We start from the raw sequence: 13893 nt of genomic DNA on the forward strand, positions 1-13893 counted from the left end.
ACGAAGGGGGAGGAAGCACGCCGGCAAGTGGGTGGCTTACCGTCCCCTCCGTCGCCTCCGGCGCCACCTTCCCCCCGCCAGGGGAGGGTTGCCCCTCTCACATCAGCGTAACCCGCGCCGCGCCGCGTTTCCCCAGCATCAGTTCGGTCATCGCCCAGACCAGCGCATCCGCCCGGTCCGGCGAGCGGCCCGGCCCCTCATAGCCGCCGCCCGCCTGCAGCCCGCACAATTCGTTCTCCAGCTCGGGGAACGCCCCCGCATGCCGAACCTTGCCCGCCTCGTAGAGCGTCGCCACCGGCTCCGCCCGGGCGTCTTTCCCGCGCGAGGCATGAACCAGCTTGACCGGCAGTCCGGTATCGGCGCCGCGCAGCACGCTCGCCACCATCTCGCCGCCCTGGTTCTTCTCCGCCACCACCCGGTCGGCCCCATGCCGCGCCGCGCACGCCGCGACGGCGCGCGCCCAGCCCTCGGGCGAAACCCCCGAGACGGTGGCATCCTCGATCACATAGCCATGGCCGTCGCGCCCCAGCCCGGTCGCGACGATTCCGCACGCGTCGCCCCCGGCGCTCGCCGGCGGATCGACACCGATCACCACGCGCACCAGCTCGGGCGCCACCTCGGCACGCGCCCGCTCGATCAGCCCGCGCGTCCACAGGGCACCCTCGGCATCCTCGAGCAATTCGCCGTCCAGCTCCTGCCGCCCCAGCCGCGTGCCCGCATAGGTCTCGAGCATCGCCTCGACGAAGCGCTCCGGCAGATGCGGATTGTCGCGCGTCCGCCCGCGGATCACCGCCGCCGCCTTGTCCGCCAGCCGCTCCACGCGCCGCATCAGCTCGGTCGGTCGCGGCGTGGTGGTCACCAGCACGCGCGGCGCGCTCCCCAGCCGCAATCCCAGCATCAGATTGTCCCAGGCGGCATCGCCGCGCCGTCCCCATTTGCCCGTCTCGTCGCACCACGCCGCGTGATGCTCGGGCCCGCGCAACGCCTCGGGCGCCGCCGCCGAATACACGAAAGCCGTCGCGCCCGATGCGAAGCGCACTTCGCCGCGCGTGCGGTTCCACTCGATCGCCTCGCCGCTGCGCGCAACCGCGAGCAGCCCGCTCGGTCCTTCGACCATCACCCGACGCACGTCTTCGGCGTTCCCGCCGACCAGCGCAAAGCGCCCCTTGGGCTCGCGCCGCGCCAGCCCGCTCAGCCATTCGGCGCCGGCGCGGGTCTTGCCGAAGCCGCGCCCCGCCTGGATCAGCCACACCAGAGGATCGCCGCCCGGATCGAGCTGTCCGGCATGCGCCCAGATCGGAAAGCGCTCGAACCATTCCACGCACTGCACGTCGCTCAGCCGCGCCAGCACCTGCGCCCGCTGCCTGGCCGGCAGGCGAATGAATGCCCGGAGCAGCGCCATGTCGTCGGGATGCGCCGTCTCAGGCGTCATCGGACTTGCCCAATCGTTTCTCCGCCGCCGCGATCGCCTTGGCCAGGGCGGCGTTGGTTTCCTCCCGCGTCGGCATCTGCCGCTGCTTGCCGCGCGCACCCGGCCACCTGTGTCGCGAGGCGCGGTGATGCTTGAGCAATTCCATCGCCTTGGCGAAGTCGAAGCCCGGCAAGCTCTCGATCTCGGTTTCGGCGCGCTCCGGATCGGCGGGCTCGAGCGGGACGCCCGCCCCGCCATGTTCGAGCGCCATCGCCTCGAGCCGGTCATATCCCGCCTCGAGTGCCTCGCGCCACTGCGCCACGAACTGCGGATCCTTCGCGCGGTGGGCATAGACGCTGCTCAGGGTGATCTCGGCAAAGGCGGCGGCGCGCGTGACGTTGCAGGTAAGCGCCAGCGCATCGAGGAACCGCTGCCGCCGCGCCGGCGTGAAATGCCGCCGGCCCGGCTTGCGCTGCTGCCGCTGCCCGTCACGGTTGCCCATGATCAGATCGTCCATCCTGTTTCTCCCGAAACGAAAAGGGGCCGGCGCGCCCTCCGGCGCCCAGCCCTTCCAGAGACCCCAAGGCCCCACTCGTCATTCTTCGCTGTTCGCTATCGGCAGCGTATCGTGGTCCACACACCCGCGGCCGCGTTGCGCGCCATGGGTTCAGCCTCAGCACGCACGCCGGAACGCACGCCGCAACGCCGGGCCTATCTGCTTCGGGATGCGGAAAAGAGAACCGGAGTGGCGAAGAGGGATCCAAGCCACTCCGGTACCGAGACCCCCGGCAAGCCCATCATGCATGCCTTCAGCGGGGAAACAAACCAGCAATGTTACTTAGCGCACGTCAGGCGGACCATAGTCCCCCATGCGGAACCCCACGGTCCCAAACGCGAAGGCCGGCGCGCCCACCGGCACCCGACCCTTCCAGAGGCCCGAAGGCCCCGACTCGCAATTCATCAGCGTGCACTACATGTGCCATATCAACGTGACGATGTCAATAGAAAAGTGCCTATTTGGTTATACCCCTTATTCCCGGCGATGTTGCCTGCCGCCGCCGCTTCGGGCATGGGCGACGCCGCATGCGCCGATTGCTTCCCTGGGTCTTCTGGGCCGCCTTCGCCTTCACCTTCGTCATGGCGGCGCTGCCGCATCCGCCGCGGCTTCCGTTCGATCCGCTCGACAAGGTTCAGCACGCCGCCGCGTTCACGGCGCTCACCGCGCTCGCCTGCGCGGCCTGGCCGGCGATGTCGCGGCTGCGGCTGCTGATCGTCCTTTCGGGGTTCGGCGCGCTGATCGAGATCGTCCAGGCGATCCCCGCACTCCACCGCGACTCGGACTGGCGCGACTGGGTGGCCGATACGGTCGCGATTCTGGTCACGCTCGCAATCGTCGCTTTTGTCGAGCGCCACGCTCGCGGGCGTCAAATGGCAGCGGCGACCTTGCGGAACGGTACGTCGCGCCGCCAATAGGTCAGCGCGCGCCACGCCCATTCGATCGGGCCATATTGGAAATATCGCAGCCACCAATGCGCGAGCACCAGCTGCGCGGCGATCGCGCCGATCCCGACCCACAGCCGCGTCAGCTGGTCCCAGTCGTCGTACAGGCCCAGCCCGAAGCCGTAGAAGATCGGCACGAACACCAGCGACTGGAGGATGTAGAGCGTCAGCGTCGTCCGCCCCACCGCGGCGAGCGGGCGGATCGCGGCGCGCGCCGGGCTCTGGAAGAGCGCCAGCAGCACCAGCAGCCACATTGCGGTACCCGAAAGCTCGAACCAGCTGCCGAGCAGATAGGAGAGCAGCCGATCGGCCGCCTCGCCGTGATGCTGCGCGGCGAACCAGGCCTTGATGCCGTCGCGCGCGAAATAGAGCGTCAGCGTCGCCGTCGCGGCGACTGCCAGTGCGATCCGGCGCGCGCGCACGAAGTCGCCCAGCCGCGCGAAGAAGCCGATCCGTCCCAGCACCATGCCGACCAGATACAGGCCGAGGATCTGGGTGAATCGCCCCGATTCGATCATGAACCACCATTTGGGCAGCTGGCCGGTCCACAAATTGGCGCGGAAATGTTCGGCGAGGTCGCCGTGCAGATAGACCGCCATCGCCGGGTCCGAGAAATGATGCGGCGGCTGGTTGGCCCAGTCTGCCCCGGACATCGCCGCCGCCAGCTGGACGAGCTGGATCGGATTGACGAAGCACAGGCTCGCGATCGCGATCAGCAGCCGGTTGCTGCGCACGCGGTGGAAGGCGAGCAGCAGGAAGCCCATCAGCGCGAGCAGCTGGATGATGTCGCCGCGATAGATCATCGCGTGGACGAAGCCGATGCCGAACAAAACGGTCAGCCGCCACGCGAAGCGCGCCGTGAAGTCCACGCCGCGCCGCGCCGCGCGGTCCATCAAAATGAAGAAGCTGAATCCGAAGCACAATGCGAGCAGCGAGAAGCTCTTGCCCATGAACAGCAGGTAGACCGTGTCCGAGATCGGGCCGGTCTTCGGGTCGGCCCAATAGAGCTCGTAGCTCTCGATCATGTGGACCAGGAACAAGGCGAGCAGGGCGAAACCCCGCACGATATCGACCGATTCCAGCCGCGCGTCGCTGGCCCTGGCGGCCGTGATGTCGTGCATGCGTGCTCCCGTTTTCTGAGCGACTTAGCGGCCGCGGCCCCGAAATCAACGTGCCCTCCGCGCTTTGCCGCCCGATCTTTACCGGTTGTTGGGGATGGGGCGCCTAGCGTTCGGTATGTTCGGGGGCCTGAAGAACTGCCTGCTGGCGCTTGCCGCGTGCGTCGCGCTTTGGTGCGGCACGCCCGCACATGCGCAGGCGGGCGTCGCCGGTGCGCCGCTCCGGATCTGCGTGTTGCGCGATACCGGCGGAATGGATCCGGCCGCGCTGATCCGCCAGCCGGGCCGCTTCGATTGCGCCACGCCGCAGCACGCATTCGGTCCGGGCAATTACTGGGCGATTTCCGAAGACATAAACCAGCGCTCGCGATCGCGGCTGCCGCTCAATGTCCGCCTCGCCAGCCTGTGGCAGCAGGGGCTCACGCTCCACGTCCTCTATAGCGACGGCAGCATCCGCTCGCAGGCCACCGATGCGCGCGGGGTTACGCCGTATATCCAGCTCGGCGCGGTTGTCGAACAGCCGCTGCCGCGCCTGCAGGCCAGGGTCGTCCGGCTGATGTGGCATGTCGAGGGCGCGGCCAACCTGCGCGGCATCCTGCTCGGCGCGCGCCTGTCCACCGGCCAGGAAAGCGAACACGCCAATTTATCGATGGCCGCGCTCTATGCGGGCTTCGCCGGCCTCGCGATCGCGCTGATCATCTATAATCTCGCTTTGTGGGGCGCGCTGCGCCATCGCTTCCAGCTTTATTACTGCCTGATGGTCGGGCTGCTGCTCGCCTACACCTTCTCCTCCTCGGGCGCACTCGCCTGGGCCTGGCCCGAGATCGCCAACAACACCCGGCTGCGGATCAATTATCTGCTGGTCGGCAGCACCGGGGCCGCCGCCCTGATCTTCGCGCGCAGCTTCTTCGAGGAGCGCATCTTCGCCGGCTGGCTCGGCCGTTATGCGACTTGGGTCGGTGTGGCGCTGAGCGGCACCGGGTTGCTCTATTTCCTCACCGCGCCTTTCGCGATCCACGCGCTCGATCTCGCCTTCACCTGCGCGTTCATCGCATTGTCCGCGGCGGTGGTGCCGGTGCTGTGGCGCGCGTGGCGGCTGAGGAGCAATTATCTCTGGCTGTTCGCCATCGCCTGGGGCACGCCGCTTTTGACTTCGGTGCTGCGCGCGCTCGCCAACCTCCATGTGCTGCCGTGGAGCTTCTGGATCGACAATTCGACGATCCTCGCGATGATCGTCGAGGCGATCGCTTCCTCGCTCGCGGTCGCCTATCGCATCCGGCTGCTGCGCGACGAGCGCGACGATGCGATCGAGCGCGAAGTGATGATGCGCCGCCTCGCCGATACCGATCCGCTCACCGGGCTGCTCAATCGCCGCGCCTTCCTCCACCAGGCGATCGGCCGCCAGGGCGAGCAGTTGCTGCTGATCATCGACCTCGACCACTTCAAGCGCGTCAACGAGACGCTCGGCCATGACGGCGGCGACGAAGTCCTCCGCGTCTTCGCCCGGATGCTGCGGACCTCGGTGCCCCAGGGCACGCTCGTCGCGCGCATCGGCGGCGAGGAATTCGCGATCCTCACGCCCGTCGAAGCGCCGATCGAGCCCGAGGCGCTGCTCGTCCGGCTCCGCCAGATGCGCATGCCGTTCGATGTCCAGGTCACTGCCAGCATCGGCACGTGCCGCGGCACGCTCGCCAGCGAAGTCGACTGGAAGGCGCTGTACCGGGTGGCCGACGCGGCGCTGTTCGATGCCAAGTCGGCGGGGCGCGATCGCGTCCGCCACGCCCTGCGCGACGCCGCCTGATCGCTTGCCGCAGCGCCCGGCCGGGCTTATGCTTACACCAATGTCAATGACTGATCCCGAGCAGATCTGGCGTACCGCGTACAATCATCCAGGCAAATGGGACGATGTCTTCCCGCCCGCATCGATGGTCGAGCTTTTCGAGGCGAGCGCCGCGGCGCATCCGCACGCGCCGCTCCTCGATTTCATGGGCCGGAAATACAGCTACGCCGAGACCCTCGACGGCGCCAATCGCGTCGCCTGCGGGCTGAAGGCACTCGGCTATGGCCGGGGTGACCGGATCGGGCTCTTCCTGCCCAATGTCCCGCATTATGTCGCGGCCTATTACGGCATCCTCATGCTGGGCGCGACCGCGGTCAATTTCTCGCCGCTTTATTCGGTCGAGGAGCTATCCGCGCAGGTCGCCGATTCGGGGACGAAGCTGCTCTTCACGCTGTCCGCCTCGGCGTTGCTCCCCACCGCCCTGAAAGTGCTCGAGGCGAGCGCGCTCGAGCGGCTGGTGGTGGGATCGGTGGCGGGCGCGTTGCCGCCCGCCAAATCGCTATTCTATCGCTGGTTCAGGGCGAAGGAAGTCGCGCCCCGCCCCCACGATCCCCGCATTCTCGCTTTCTCGAAGCTGATCGCCAATCCGGGCAGCTGCGATCGCGTGACGATCGATCCCGAACGCGATCTCGCGCTGATCCAATATACCGGCGGCACCACCGGCACGCCCAAGGGCGCGATGCTCACGCATCAGAATCTCTCGGCCAACGCGCGGCAGGTCGCGCGGCTCGATCCCGAAATGGGCAAGACGCACGACAGGATCCTCGGCGTGCTTCCTTTCTTCCACGTCTTCGCCAATACCTGCGTGCTCAATCGCACCGTGCTCACCGGCGGCGAGATCGTGATGCTCCCGCGCTTCAACGCCAAGCAGGCGCTCGCCGAGCTTCGCCGCACGCACCCGCGTTCGCTCCCCGGCGTTCCCACCATGTACCAGGCGCTGCTCGATGCGCCGGGAATGAAACCCTCCGATTTCGCCAGCCTGCGCTATTGCGTCTCGGGCGGCGCGCCGCTCCCGGCCCAACTCAAGGAGGAATGGGAGCGCATCACCGGCGCACGCGTGATCGAGGGTTATGGCCTGTCCGAAAGCTCGGGGGTGGTCTCCACCAATCCCTATGACGGCCCCAACAAGCCCGGCACGATCGGCCAGCCGCTCGCCGGCACGCGCGTCCGCCTCGTCGACAAGGAGGATCCGACGCGCCCGCCGCCCCCCGGCGAGCCCGGCGAGATCGTCGTCTCGGGTCCCCAGATCATGAAGGGCTATTGGAACCGCCCCGAGGCCGATGCCGAGGTATTCGTCGACGATCCCTTCGGCGAAGCTCAGGGCGGGCACTGGCTGCGCACCGGCGATGTCGGCACGATCGACGCGGACGGCTATATCCGCATCGTCGATCGGCTGAAGGACATGATCGCGGTGGGCGGCTTCAAGGTTTTCCCCAGCCAGATCGAGGCGGTTCTCTATCGCCACCCCGCGGTCAAGGAAGCGCTCGTGATCGGCCTGCCCGACGCCTATCATGGCGAGCTGCCCCACGCCTATGTCGTGCTCGACGGGGATGCCGCGCCCATCTCGGGCACCGAGCTCAGCCTCTGGCTCAACGCCCAGCTCGGCAAGCACGAGCGCGTCTCGGAAGTGGTGGTGCGCGAAAGCCTGCCCAAGACGATGATCGGCAAACTGAGCCGCAAGGACCTGCTCGCCGAAGTAACGGCATCCTAATATGGCGGAATCGAAGTTCGCTTCATTACCGTCACCCCGGGTCAAGTCCGGGATGACGAAATCAATGTGGCGAACTTCAGTTCCAGGTGACTAGTATCCTCCCCCTAAGCGGGGGAGGATTCGGCGAATGGAATCCCGCCGTTGCGGCCTTCCGCCACGAGGACTAGGCTCCCGATCAGGAGGTCGCCATGCCGCTGCCCCGTCTCATACCGTTGGCGCTACTCGCTTTGACCGCTGCCGCACCGGCCGGGCAGCGCATCGACGTCGCGCTCTCCAATTTCGCCATCACGCCCGCGACGATCCAGCTGACGCACGGCCAGCATTATGTCCTGCACCTGTCGAGCAAGGGCGGCCACAGCTTCGCGGCCAAGGCCTTCTTCACCACCGTGACCATGCCCCCCGCCGATCGCGCGCGCATAAAGGACGGCAAGATCGAGCTGAAAGGCGGCGAAAGCGTCGACCTTCATTTCACTGCCCCGGGCCCCGGCACCTGGCCGTTCAAATGCACCCACTTCCTTCACGCGAGCTTCGGCATGACCGGCAAGTTCGTGGTGCGCTGAGGCCGCCCGCCTCTCTACCTCGTCACCCCGGACTTGTTCCGGGGTCCGCCGGGAGACAAGGGCAGGGCAAGAGGCTCTTGCTCAGCCGGCGAGGCCAAGTGGACCCCGGAACAAGTCCGGGGTGACGAAGGGATTGTGGAAATCGCTCACGCCTCAATCCCCCGCCTGCACGTCCTTCCCGTACATCACCGCCTTCAGATTCATGAACTCGTGCATGCCCCAGGGGCCCAGCTCGCGCCCGTGCCCCGACAGCTTGACGCCTCCGAACGGCGCCGCCGGCGTCGAGGCGAGCAGCGAATTCACTGCCGTCATCCCAGCCTGGATATCCCGCGCGAACCGCTCGATCTCGGCCTCGTCCTGCGTCCACACTGCCGAACCCAGCCCGTAAGGAACGTCGTTGGCCAGCGCGATCGCCGCGTCGATATCGCCGGCCTTGTACACCGCCGCCACCGGCCCGAAGATTTCCTCTTTCGCGACATCGCTCTCCGGATCGAGCCCCACCAGCACCCCCGGCGTCATCCACGCGCCTTCGCGGTCGATCTTCTCGGCGCCGAACAGCAAGGTCGCCCCCGCGGCCTTCGCCCGCTCGACCTGCTCCAGCACCGTGTCGCGCTGCGCCTCGCTGGAGAGCGGCCCCATCACCGTGCCCGCATCCATCGGATCGCCGATCTTCACGGCTCTCATCCCCGCCGAGAATTTCTCGAGAAACGCATCATACACTTCCGCATGCACGATCATCCTTTTGGCGCAGATGCAGCTCTGCCCGGCATTCTGGACGCGCGCGGTCACGGCGGTCTTGGCCGCCAGATCGAGATCGGCCGAAGGCATCACGATCAGCGGATCCGATCCGCCCAGCTCGAGCACCACTTTCTTGAGGGCCTTTCCCGCCGCCTGCGCGACCTTGGCGCCGGCGCCTTCGCTGCCGGTCAGCGTCACCGCCACCACGCGCTTGTCGGCAATGATGTCCGAAACCTTGTCGGACTTGATCGCGAGATTCTGGAACAACCCGTCGGGCGCGCCCGCCGCGCTGGCGAGCTGCTGCATCAGCGCTCCACAGCCTTGCACGCTCGACGCGTGCTTCAGCAGCGCGACATTGCCCGCCATGATCGTCGGCGCGAGGAAACGGACCACCTGCCAATAGGGGAAGTTCCACGGCATCACCGCAAGCACCGGCCCCATCGGCAGCCAGCGCGCCACTGCGCGGCCGGTCGCCGTCGTCACTTCGGTCGGTTCCAGATAGCCGGGGCCATGCTCGGCATAATGCCGGAAGCCCGAGATGCATTTCTCGACCTCGGCGATTCCGCCGGTGATCGTCTTGCCCATTTCCTTCACCGCGGTTTCGGCGAGATGCTGCTTGTTGGCCTCCCATTGGTCGGCGATTCGCCCGAGCAATGCGGTCCGCTGCTCGATCGGCGAATTGCGCCACGACTGGAAACAGGTCTGCGCGCGGCTCAGCGCCAGTTCCACGCCGTCCGCGTCGAGTTCCCTGAAACTTTCACCGGCCTCGCCGGTCGCAGGGTTGATGCTGGTGAACATGGGCGCTTCTCCTTGCCTGTTCCCCTCCCTGCAAGGGAGGGGTTAGGGGTGGGTGGCGCCGGTCGGGGCTCGATGCCCCGATCGGCGCGCTCAAGGAGAACGTAGGAAGGGCTCGCTGCGCTCGCCACCCACCCCCTGCCCCTCCCTTGCAGGGAGGGGAGTAGGCGGTTGCAATCCCAGCCCGCCCTGCCGCATAGCGGGCGCATGGCAGACGAAGCGCAAATCTCCGAACTCTCGTTCGAGGAGGCCCTCAAGGAGCTCGAACGAATCGTCATGCGGCTGGAAAGCGGCGACGCGCAGCTCCAGGAAGCGATCGACCTTTACGAGCGCGGCGACCAGCTTCGCAGTCAATGCGCTGCCCGACTCGACGCCGCGCAGGCGCGCATCGAGGCGATCCGTACCGACACGCAGGGCCGCGCCGCCGGCACCGCTCCCTTCGCCGCCGGCTGACCGGGTGGCGAGCGTGGCCGATGCGTCCCTCGCGCTCCAATCGGCGCTAAGACAGGTCTCCACCGAGATCGATCGCCAGTTCGATCTGCTGCTGGCGATCCCCGACGATCCCCGCCGGGACCTCTATCGCGCGATGCGCCACGCCGCGATCGGCGGGGGCAAGCGGCTCCGGCCTTTGCTCGTATTCGGCACCGCGAGCCTTTTCGGAGTCAACCGCACCACCATCGCCCGCGTCGCGACCGCGCTCGAGTGCATCCATGTCTATTCGCTGATCCACGACGATCTGCCGGCGATGGACGATGACGACATGCGCCGCGGCAAGCCGACGGTGCACAAGGCGTTCGACGAGGCGACTGCGATTCTCGCCGGCGATTGCCTTCACGCGCTCGCCTTCGAGATCCTGGCCGACAATGCGACGCATCCCGATCCGTTCGTGCGCGTGGAGCTGGTCGGCGCGCTCGCGCATGCCTCGGGCCCGTCGGGCATGGCGGGCGGGCAGATGATGGATCTGGAGGCCACGAAAGCGAGCTTCGATCTTCCCACGGTCACGCGGCTGCAGGCGATGAAGACCGGCGCGCTGATCGGCTGCGCGGTCGAGAGCGGCGCGATCCTCGGCCGCTTGCCGCCCGAAGGCCGCACGGGCCTGCGCGGCTATGCCCGCGATCTCGGCCTCGCCTTCCAGATCGCCGACGACATCCTCGATGCCGAGGGCGACGAAGCGCTCACCGGCAAGAAGCTCCGCAAGGACGCGGCGGCGGGCAAGGAGACCTTCCTCACGCTGCTCGGGCTCGATCGCGCGCGCGCGCAGGCGCGGCTGCTGGTCGATCAAGCGGTCGCGCATTTGAAACCCTATGGCCCCGAGGCCGATCTGCTGCGCGACATCGCGCGCTACACGCTGGAGAGGGATCGATGACCGTCCGCACCGGAGTCTATCCCGGCACTTTCGACCCTATCACCCGCGGCCATATGGACATCATCCGCCGCGGCGCGAAACTGGTCGACCGGCTGGTGATCGGGGTGACCACCAATCCCTCCAAGTCCCCGATGTTCACGATCGACGAGCGCATGGCGATGGTCGAGCGGGAAACTGCCGGGATCGATGGCGAGATCCACGTCGTCAGCTTCGATTCGCTGCTCATGGACTTCGCCGAGCGTGAAGGCGCGAGCATGATCGTCCGCGGCCTGCGCGCCGTCGCCGATTTCGAGTACGAATATCAGATGGCGGGGATGAACCAGCAACTGAACGACCGCGTCGAGACGGTCTTCCTGATGGCCGACGTCTCGCTCCAGCCGATCGCCAGCCGCCTGGTCAAGGAGATCGCCTTATATGGCGGCGCGATCCGCAAGTTCGTCAGCCCCGCGGTCGAGGCCGACGTCGCCCGCCGGGTCTCGGAGATCGGCCGCAAGGGCAGTTGAGCGCGGCCTTTCCGCCGCCACAGAGTTGTTCTAGACCCTTTGCCGACAAGAGAATCCTGGGGATGTTGATGCGTTTCGTTGCCGCTTTGGCCGCTGCTGCCGCCATGTTGATTGCCGTGCCCGCCGCTGCCCAGAAAGGCCCGGCCGCCAAACCCGAGGTCGAGACGTTCAAGGGCGTCGCCGCCGACCCGAAGGCCAGTGTCGCCACCGCCGTCGGTGCCGACCCGGAGAACACCTGGGTCCTCGATCTCTCGACCGGCGGCCGCGTCATGATCCGGCTGCGCCCCGACGTCGCCCCGAAGATGGTGACGCAGGTCAAGACGCTCACGCGCCGCAAATTCTATGACGGCATCATCTTCCACCGCGTGATCGACGGCCCCGAGAACATGGCGCAGGGCGGCGATCCGACCGGCACCGGCACCGGCGAGTCCGATCTTCCGGACGTGCCCGCCGAGTTCAACAACCTGCCCCACGTCCGCGGCGCGGTCTCGGCTGCGCGCACGCAGGACGTGAACAGCGCCAACAGCCAGTTCTTCATCATGTTCGGCCCGCGGCTCGGCTTCGACCATGATTATACCGTGTTCGGCCGCGTCGTCGAAGGCATGCAGTGGGTCGACAAGATCGAACGTGGCGAGCCGCCCGCGAACCCGACGCGCATCCTCCATGCCTATATCGCCGCGGACAATCCGCCGCCCTACCAGGCCGCACCGGTCGCCGCGCCGGCGCTGCCGGAGGGCGAGACCAAGGTCACGCTGCCTCAATAAGTGAACGTCGACCTTTTCGATTTCGAGCTGCCGGGCGAGCGGATCGCGCTCCGACCGGCGAGCCCGCGCGACTCCGCGCGCCTGCTGGTTCTGGACGGGGCGGAGACGCGCGATGCGACCGTGCGCGATCTGCCCTCGTTCCTGCGCCGCGGTGACCTGCTCGTGTTCAACGACACCCGTGTCATCCCCGCCCAGCTCGAGGGATTGCGCGGCGAAGCGCGGATCGGCGCGACGCTTCACAAGCGCGAGGGGCCGCGCCGCTGGCGCGCCTTCGTCCGCAACGCCCGGCGGCTGCGCGAAGGCGACAGCGTCGATTTCGGCCAGGGCGTGACGGCGCGCGCCTCGGATCGCGCCGAGGACGGCAGCCTCGCGCTCGACTTCGCCGGCGACGAGCCGGTCGAATTGCTGCTGGCACGCTGCGGCCGCATGCCGCTGCCGCCTTATATCGCCTCGAAGCGCCCCACCGACGCCCGCGACGCCGACGATTACCAGACGATGTTCGCGAGCGAGCCCGGCGCCGTCGCCGCGCCCACCGCCGCGCTGCATTTCACCCCTGCGCTGCTCGCGGCGCTCGATGCTGCCGGGATCGGCCACGCGACACTGACGCTCCATGTCGGCGCGGGCACCTTCCTGCCGGTCAAGGCCGAGGACACCGCCGCGCACAGGATGCACGCCGAATGGGGCCGGATCGATGCCGCGACCGCCGACCGGCTCAACGCCGTCCGCGCCGCGGGCGGCCGGGTGATCGCGGTCGGCACCACCAGCCTGCGCTTGATCGAGAGCGCCGCCGACCCAGACGGCGTGATCCGCCCGTTCGAAGGCGATACCGCGATCTTCATCACCCCCGGCTACCGGTTCAAGGGGATCGACGGCCTCGTCACCAACTTCCACTTGCCGCGCTCGACTCTGTTCATGCTGGTATCGGCGCTGATGGGGCTGGAGCGGATGCAGGCAGCCTACGCCCATGCCATCGACAAGCAGTATCGTTTCTATAGCTATGGCGATGCCAGCCTGTTGCTGCCCTGACGGAAGGACGATGATGCGCCTGTTCCTGCTGCTCGCCGCGTTCGTCGCCGGCCCCGCTCTCGCCCAGCAAGCGCGGCCGGCGCAGGTCACGCCGGTCGTTCCCGGTCCGCAGGCCCAGCCCGCCGCCACCGTGATGGCCGAACCGGTCGCGATGATGATCGCCGCATTCGACCGCGACGGCGATGCCCTGGTCAGCCGCGCCGAGTTCGACGCCGGGCTCCGCCACAGCTTCGACAGTATCGACACCCGCAAGACCGGCGCGCTCGGCTATATCGCCTTTTCGGACTGGTCCGAGCGCTGGCTCGGCGATCGCAACACGCTGCCCAGCCCGTTCGAGACCGATCGCGACGGCGACAACCGCATCACCTGGGACGAACTCGCCGCGCGCTTCGCACTCCTCTTCACCCGGTTCGACACCAACAAGGACGGGTCGCTCTCGCGCAGCGAGCTGCTGACGCTGCGCCCGCAGATGTTCGATCGCGACCGGCGCGGACGCCCCATGAACGCGCCCGCGAAGCCTCCGCGCAATTGAGGTCCTAGCATCTCATGCGTTTGCGCGGT

General features: G+C 67.7%; 14 protein-coding genes. 10 read left to right on the forward strand and 4 right to left on the reverse strand.

Translation table 11 applies throughout. The annotated features are described in order from the left end of the window. Window positions 1-97: 97 nt before the first annotated feature. Together BR78_RS0113315 and BR78_RS21005 are read right to left on the reverse strand one after the other, a co-directional pair. Window positions 98-1432: a DNA-packaging protein gene (locus BR78_RS0113315; RefSeq protein WP_029936680.1), complete on the reverse strand. Its 1335-nt coding sequence runs from the start codon at window positions 1430-1432 to the stop codon at window positions 98-100. Continuing rightward, window positions 1422-1928: a hypothetical protein gene (locus tag BR78_RS21005; RefSeq protein ID WP_051683331.1), complete on the reverse strand. Its 507-nt coding sequence runs from the start codon at window positions 1926-1928 to the stop codon at window positions 1422-1424. Before BR78_RS21005 ends, BR78_RS0113315 begins: the two co-directional genes overlap by 11 nt. A 566-nt stretch (window positions 1929-2494) precedes the next feature. Here BR78_RS21005 and BR78_RS0113325 point away from each other — a divergent pair. Further along, window positions 2495-2884: a hypothetical protein gene (locus BR78_RS0113325; RefSeq protein ID WP_081855773.1), complete on the forward strand. Its 390-nt coding sequence runs from the start codon at window positions 2495-2497 to the stop codon at window positions 2882-2884. Here the strand turns inward: BR78_RS0113325 and BR78_RS0113330 are convergent. Then, the gene (locus tag BR78_RS0113330; protein WP_029936683.1) at window positions 2836-4032 is read right to left on the reverse strand and encodes a DUF418 domain-containing protein; all 1197 of its coding nucleotides are present in this window, start codon (window positions 4030-4032) and stop codon (window positions 2836-2838) included. The two genes, BR78_RS0113325 and BR78_RS0113330, sit on opposite strands and share 49 nt — an antisense overlap. A 115-nt stretch (window positions 4033-4147) precedes the next feature. Here BR78_RS0113330 and BR78_RS0113335 point away from each other — a divergent pair, with 115 nt between their 5' ends. The 3 genes from BR78_RS0113335 (at window position 4148) to BR78_RS0113345 (ending at window position 8140) form a co-directional block, all read left to right on the forward strand. Further along, a complete protein-coding gene (locus BR78_RS0113335) occupies window positions 4148-5830 on the forward strand; it encodes a GGDEF domain-containing protein (protein WP_029936684.1) in 1683 nt (560 codons plus the stop codon). 46 nt (window positions 5831-5876) lie between these two features. Further along, window positions 5877-7580: an AMP-binding protein gene (locus BR78_RS0113340; protein WP_029936685.1), complete on the forward strand. Its 1704-nt coding sequence runs from the start codon at window positions 5877-5879 to the stop codon at window positions 7578-7580. A gap of 188 nt (window positions 7581-7768) precedes the next feature. Continuing rightward, window positions 7769-8140, forward strand: a complete 372-nt coding sequence (locus tag BR78_RS0113345; RefSeq protein ID WP_051683332.1) for a multicopper oxidase domain-containing protein — start codon at window positions 7769-7771, stop codon at window positions 8138-8140. 153 nt (window positions 8141-8293) lie between these two features. Here BR78_RS0113345 and BR78_RS0113350 read toward each other — a convergent pair whose 3' ends face one another. After that, on the reverse strand, window positions 8294-9676 hold the full coding sequence (locus tag BR78_RS0113350) for an NAD-dependent succinate-semialdehyde dehydrogenase (RefSeq protein ID WP_029936687.1): 1383 nt from the start codon (window positions 9674-9676) through the stop codon (window positions 8294-8296). Between the two features lie 204 nt (window positions 9677-9880). Between BR78_RS0113350 and BR78_RS0113355 the strand changes: the two genes are divergently transcribed. The 6 genes from BR78_RS0113355 (at window position 9881) to BR78_RS0113380 (ending at window position 13864) form a co-directional block, all read left to right on the forward strand. Further along, window positions 9881-10126: an exodeoxyribonuclease VII small subunit gene (locus BR78_RS0113355; RefSeq protein WP_025495183.1), complete on the forward strand. Its 246-nt coding sequence runs from the start codon at window positions 9881-9883 to the stop codon at window positions 10124-10126. A gap of 13 nt (window positions 10127-10139) precedes the next feature. Beyond that, the gene (locus tag BR78_RS0113360; RefSeq protein ID WP_197021374.1) at window positions 10140-11039 is read left to right on the forward strand and encodes a polyprenyl synthetase family protein; all 900 of its coding nucleotides are present in this window, start codon (window positions 10140-10142) and stop codon (window positions 11037-11039) included. Continuing rightward, complete coding sequence (gene coaD / locus BR78_RS0113365; protein ID WP_029936689.1) at window positions 11036-11542, forward strand: pantetheine-phosphate adenylyltransferase; 507 nt, start codon at window positions 11036-11038, stop codon at window positions 11540-11542. Before BR78_RS0113360 ends, coaD begins: the two co-directional genes overlap by 4 nt. Window positions 11543-11610: 68 nt before the next feature. Then, a complete protein-coding gene (locus BR78_RS0113370; protein ID WP_081855820.1) occupies window positions 11611-12306 on the forward strand; it encodes a peptidylprolyl isomerase in 696 nt (231 codons plus the stop codon). Then, the gene (gene queA / locus BR78_RS0113375; RefSeq protein ID WP_029936691.1) at window positions 12307-13332 is read left to right on the forward strand and encodes a tRNA preQ1(34) S-adenosylmethionine ribosyltransferase-isomerase QueA; all 1026 of its coding nucleotides are present in this window, start codon (window positions 12307-12309) and stop codon (window positions 13330-13332) included. A 10-nt stretch (window positions 13333-13342) separates the two neighbouring features. Next, the gene (locus BR78_RS0113380; RefSeq protein WP_231478257.1) at window positions 13343-13864 is read left to right on the forward strand and encodes an EF-hand domain-containing protein; all 522 of its coding nucleotides are present in this window, start codon (window positions 13343-13345) and stop codon (window positions 13862-13864) included. The last annotated feature ends 29 nt before the right edge of the window (window positions 13865-13893 follow it).

This window comes from Sphingomonas sp. UNC305MFCol5.2 (assembly GCF_000712135.1).
In the GTDB taxonomy this organism is placed as follows: domain Bacteria; phylum Pseudomonadota; class Alphaproteobacteria; order Sphingomonadales; family Sphingomonadaceae; genus Sphingomonas.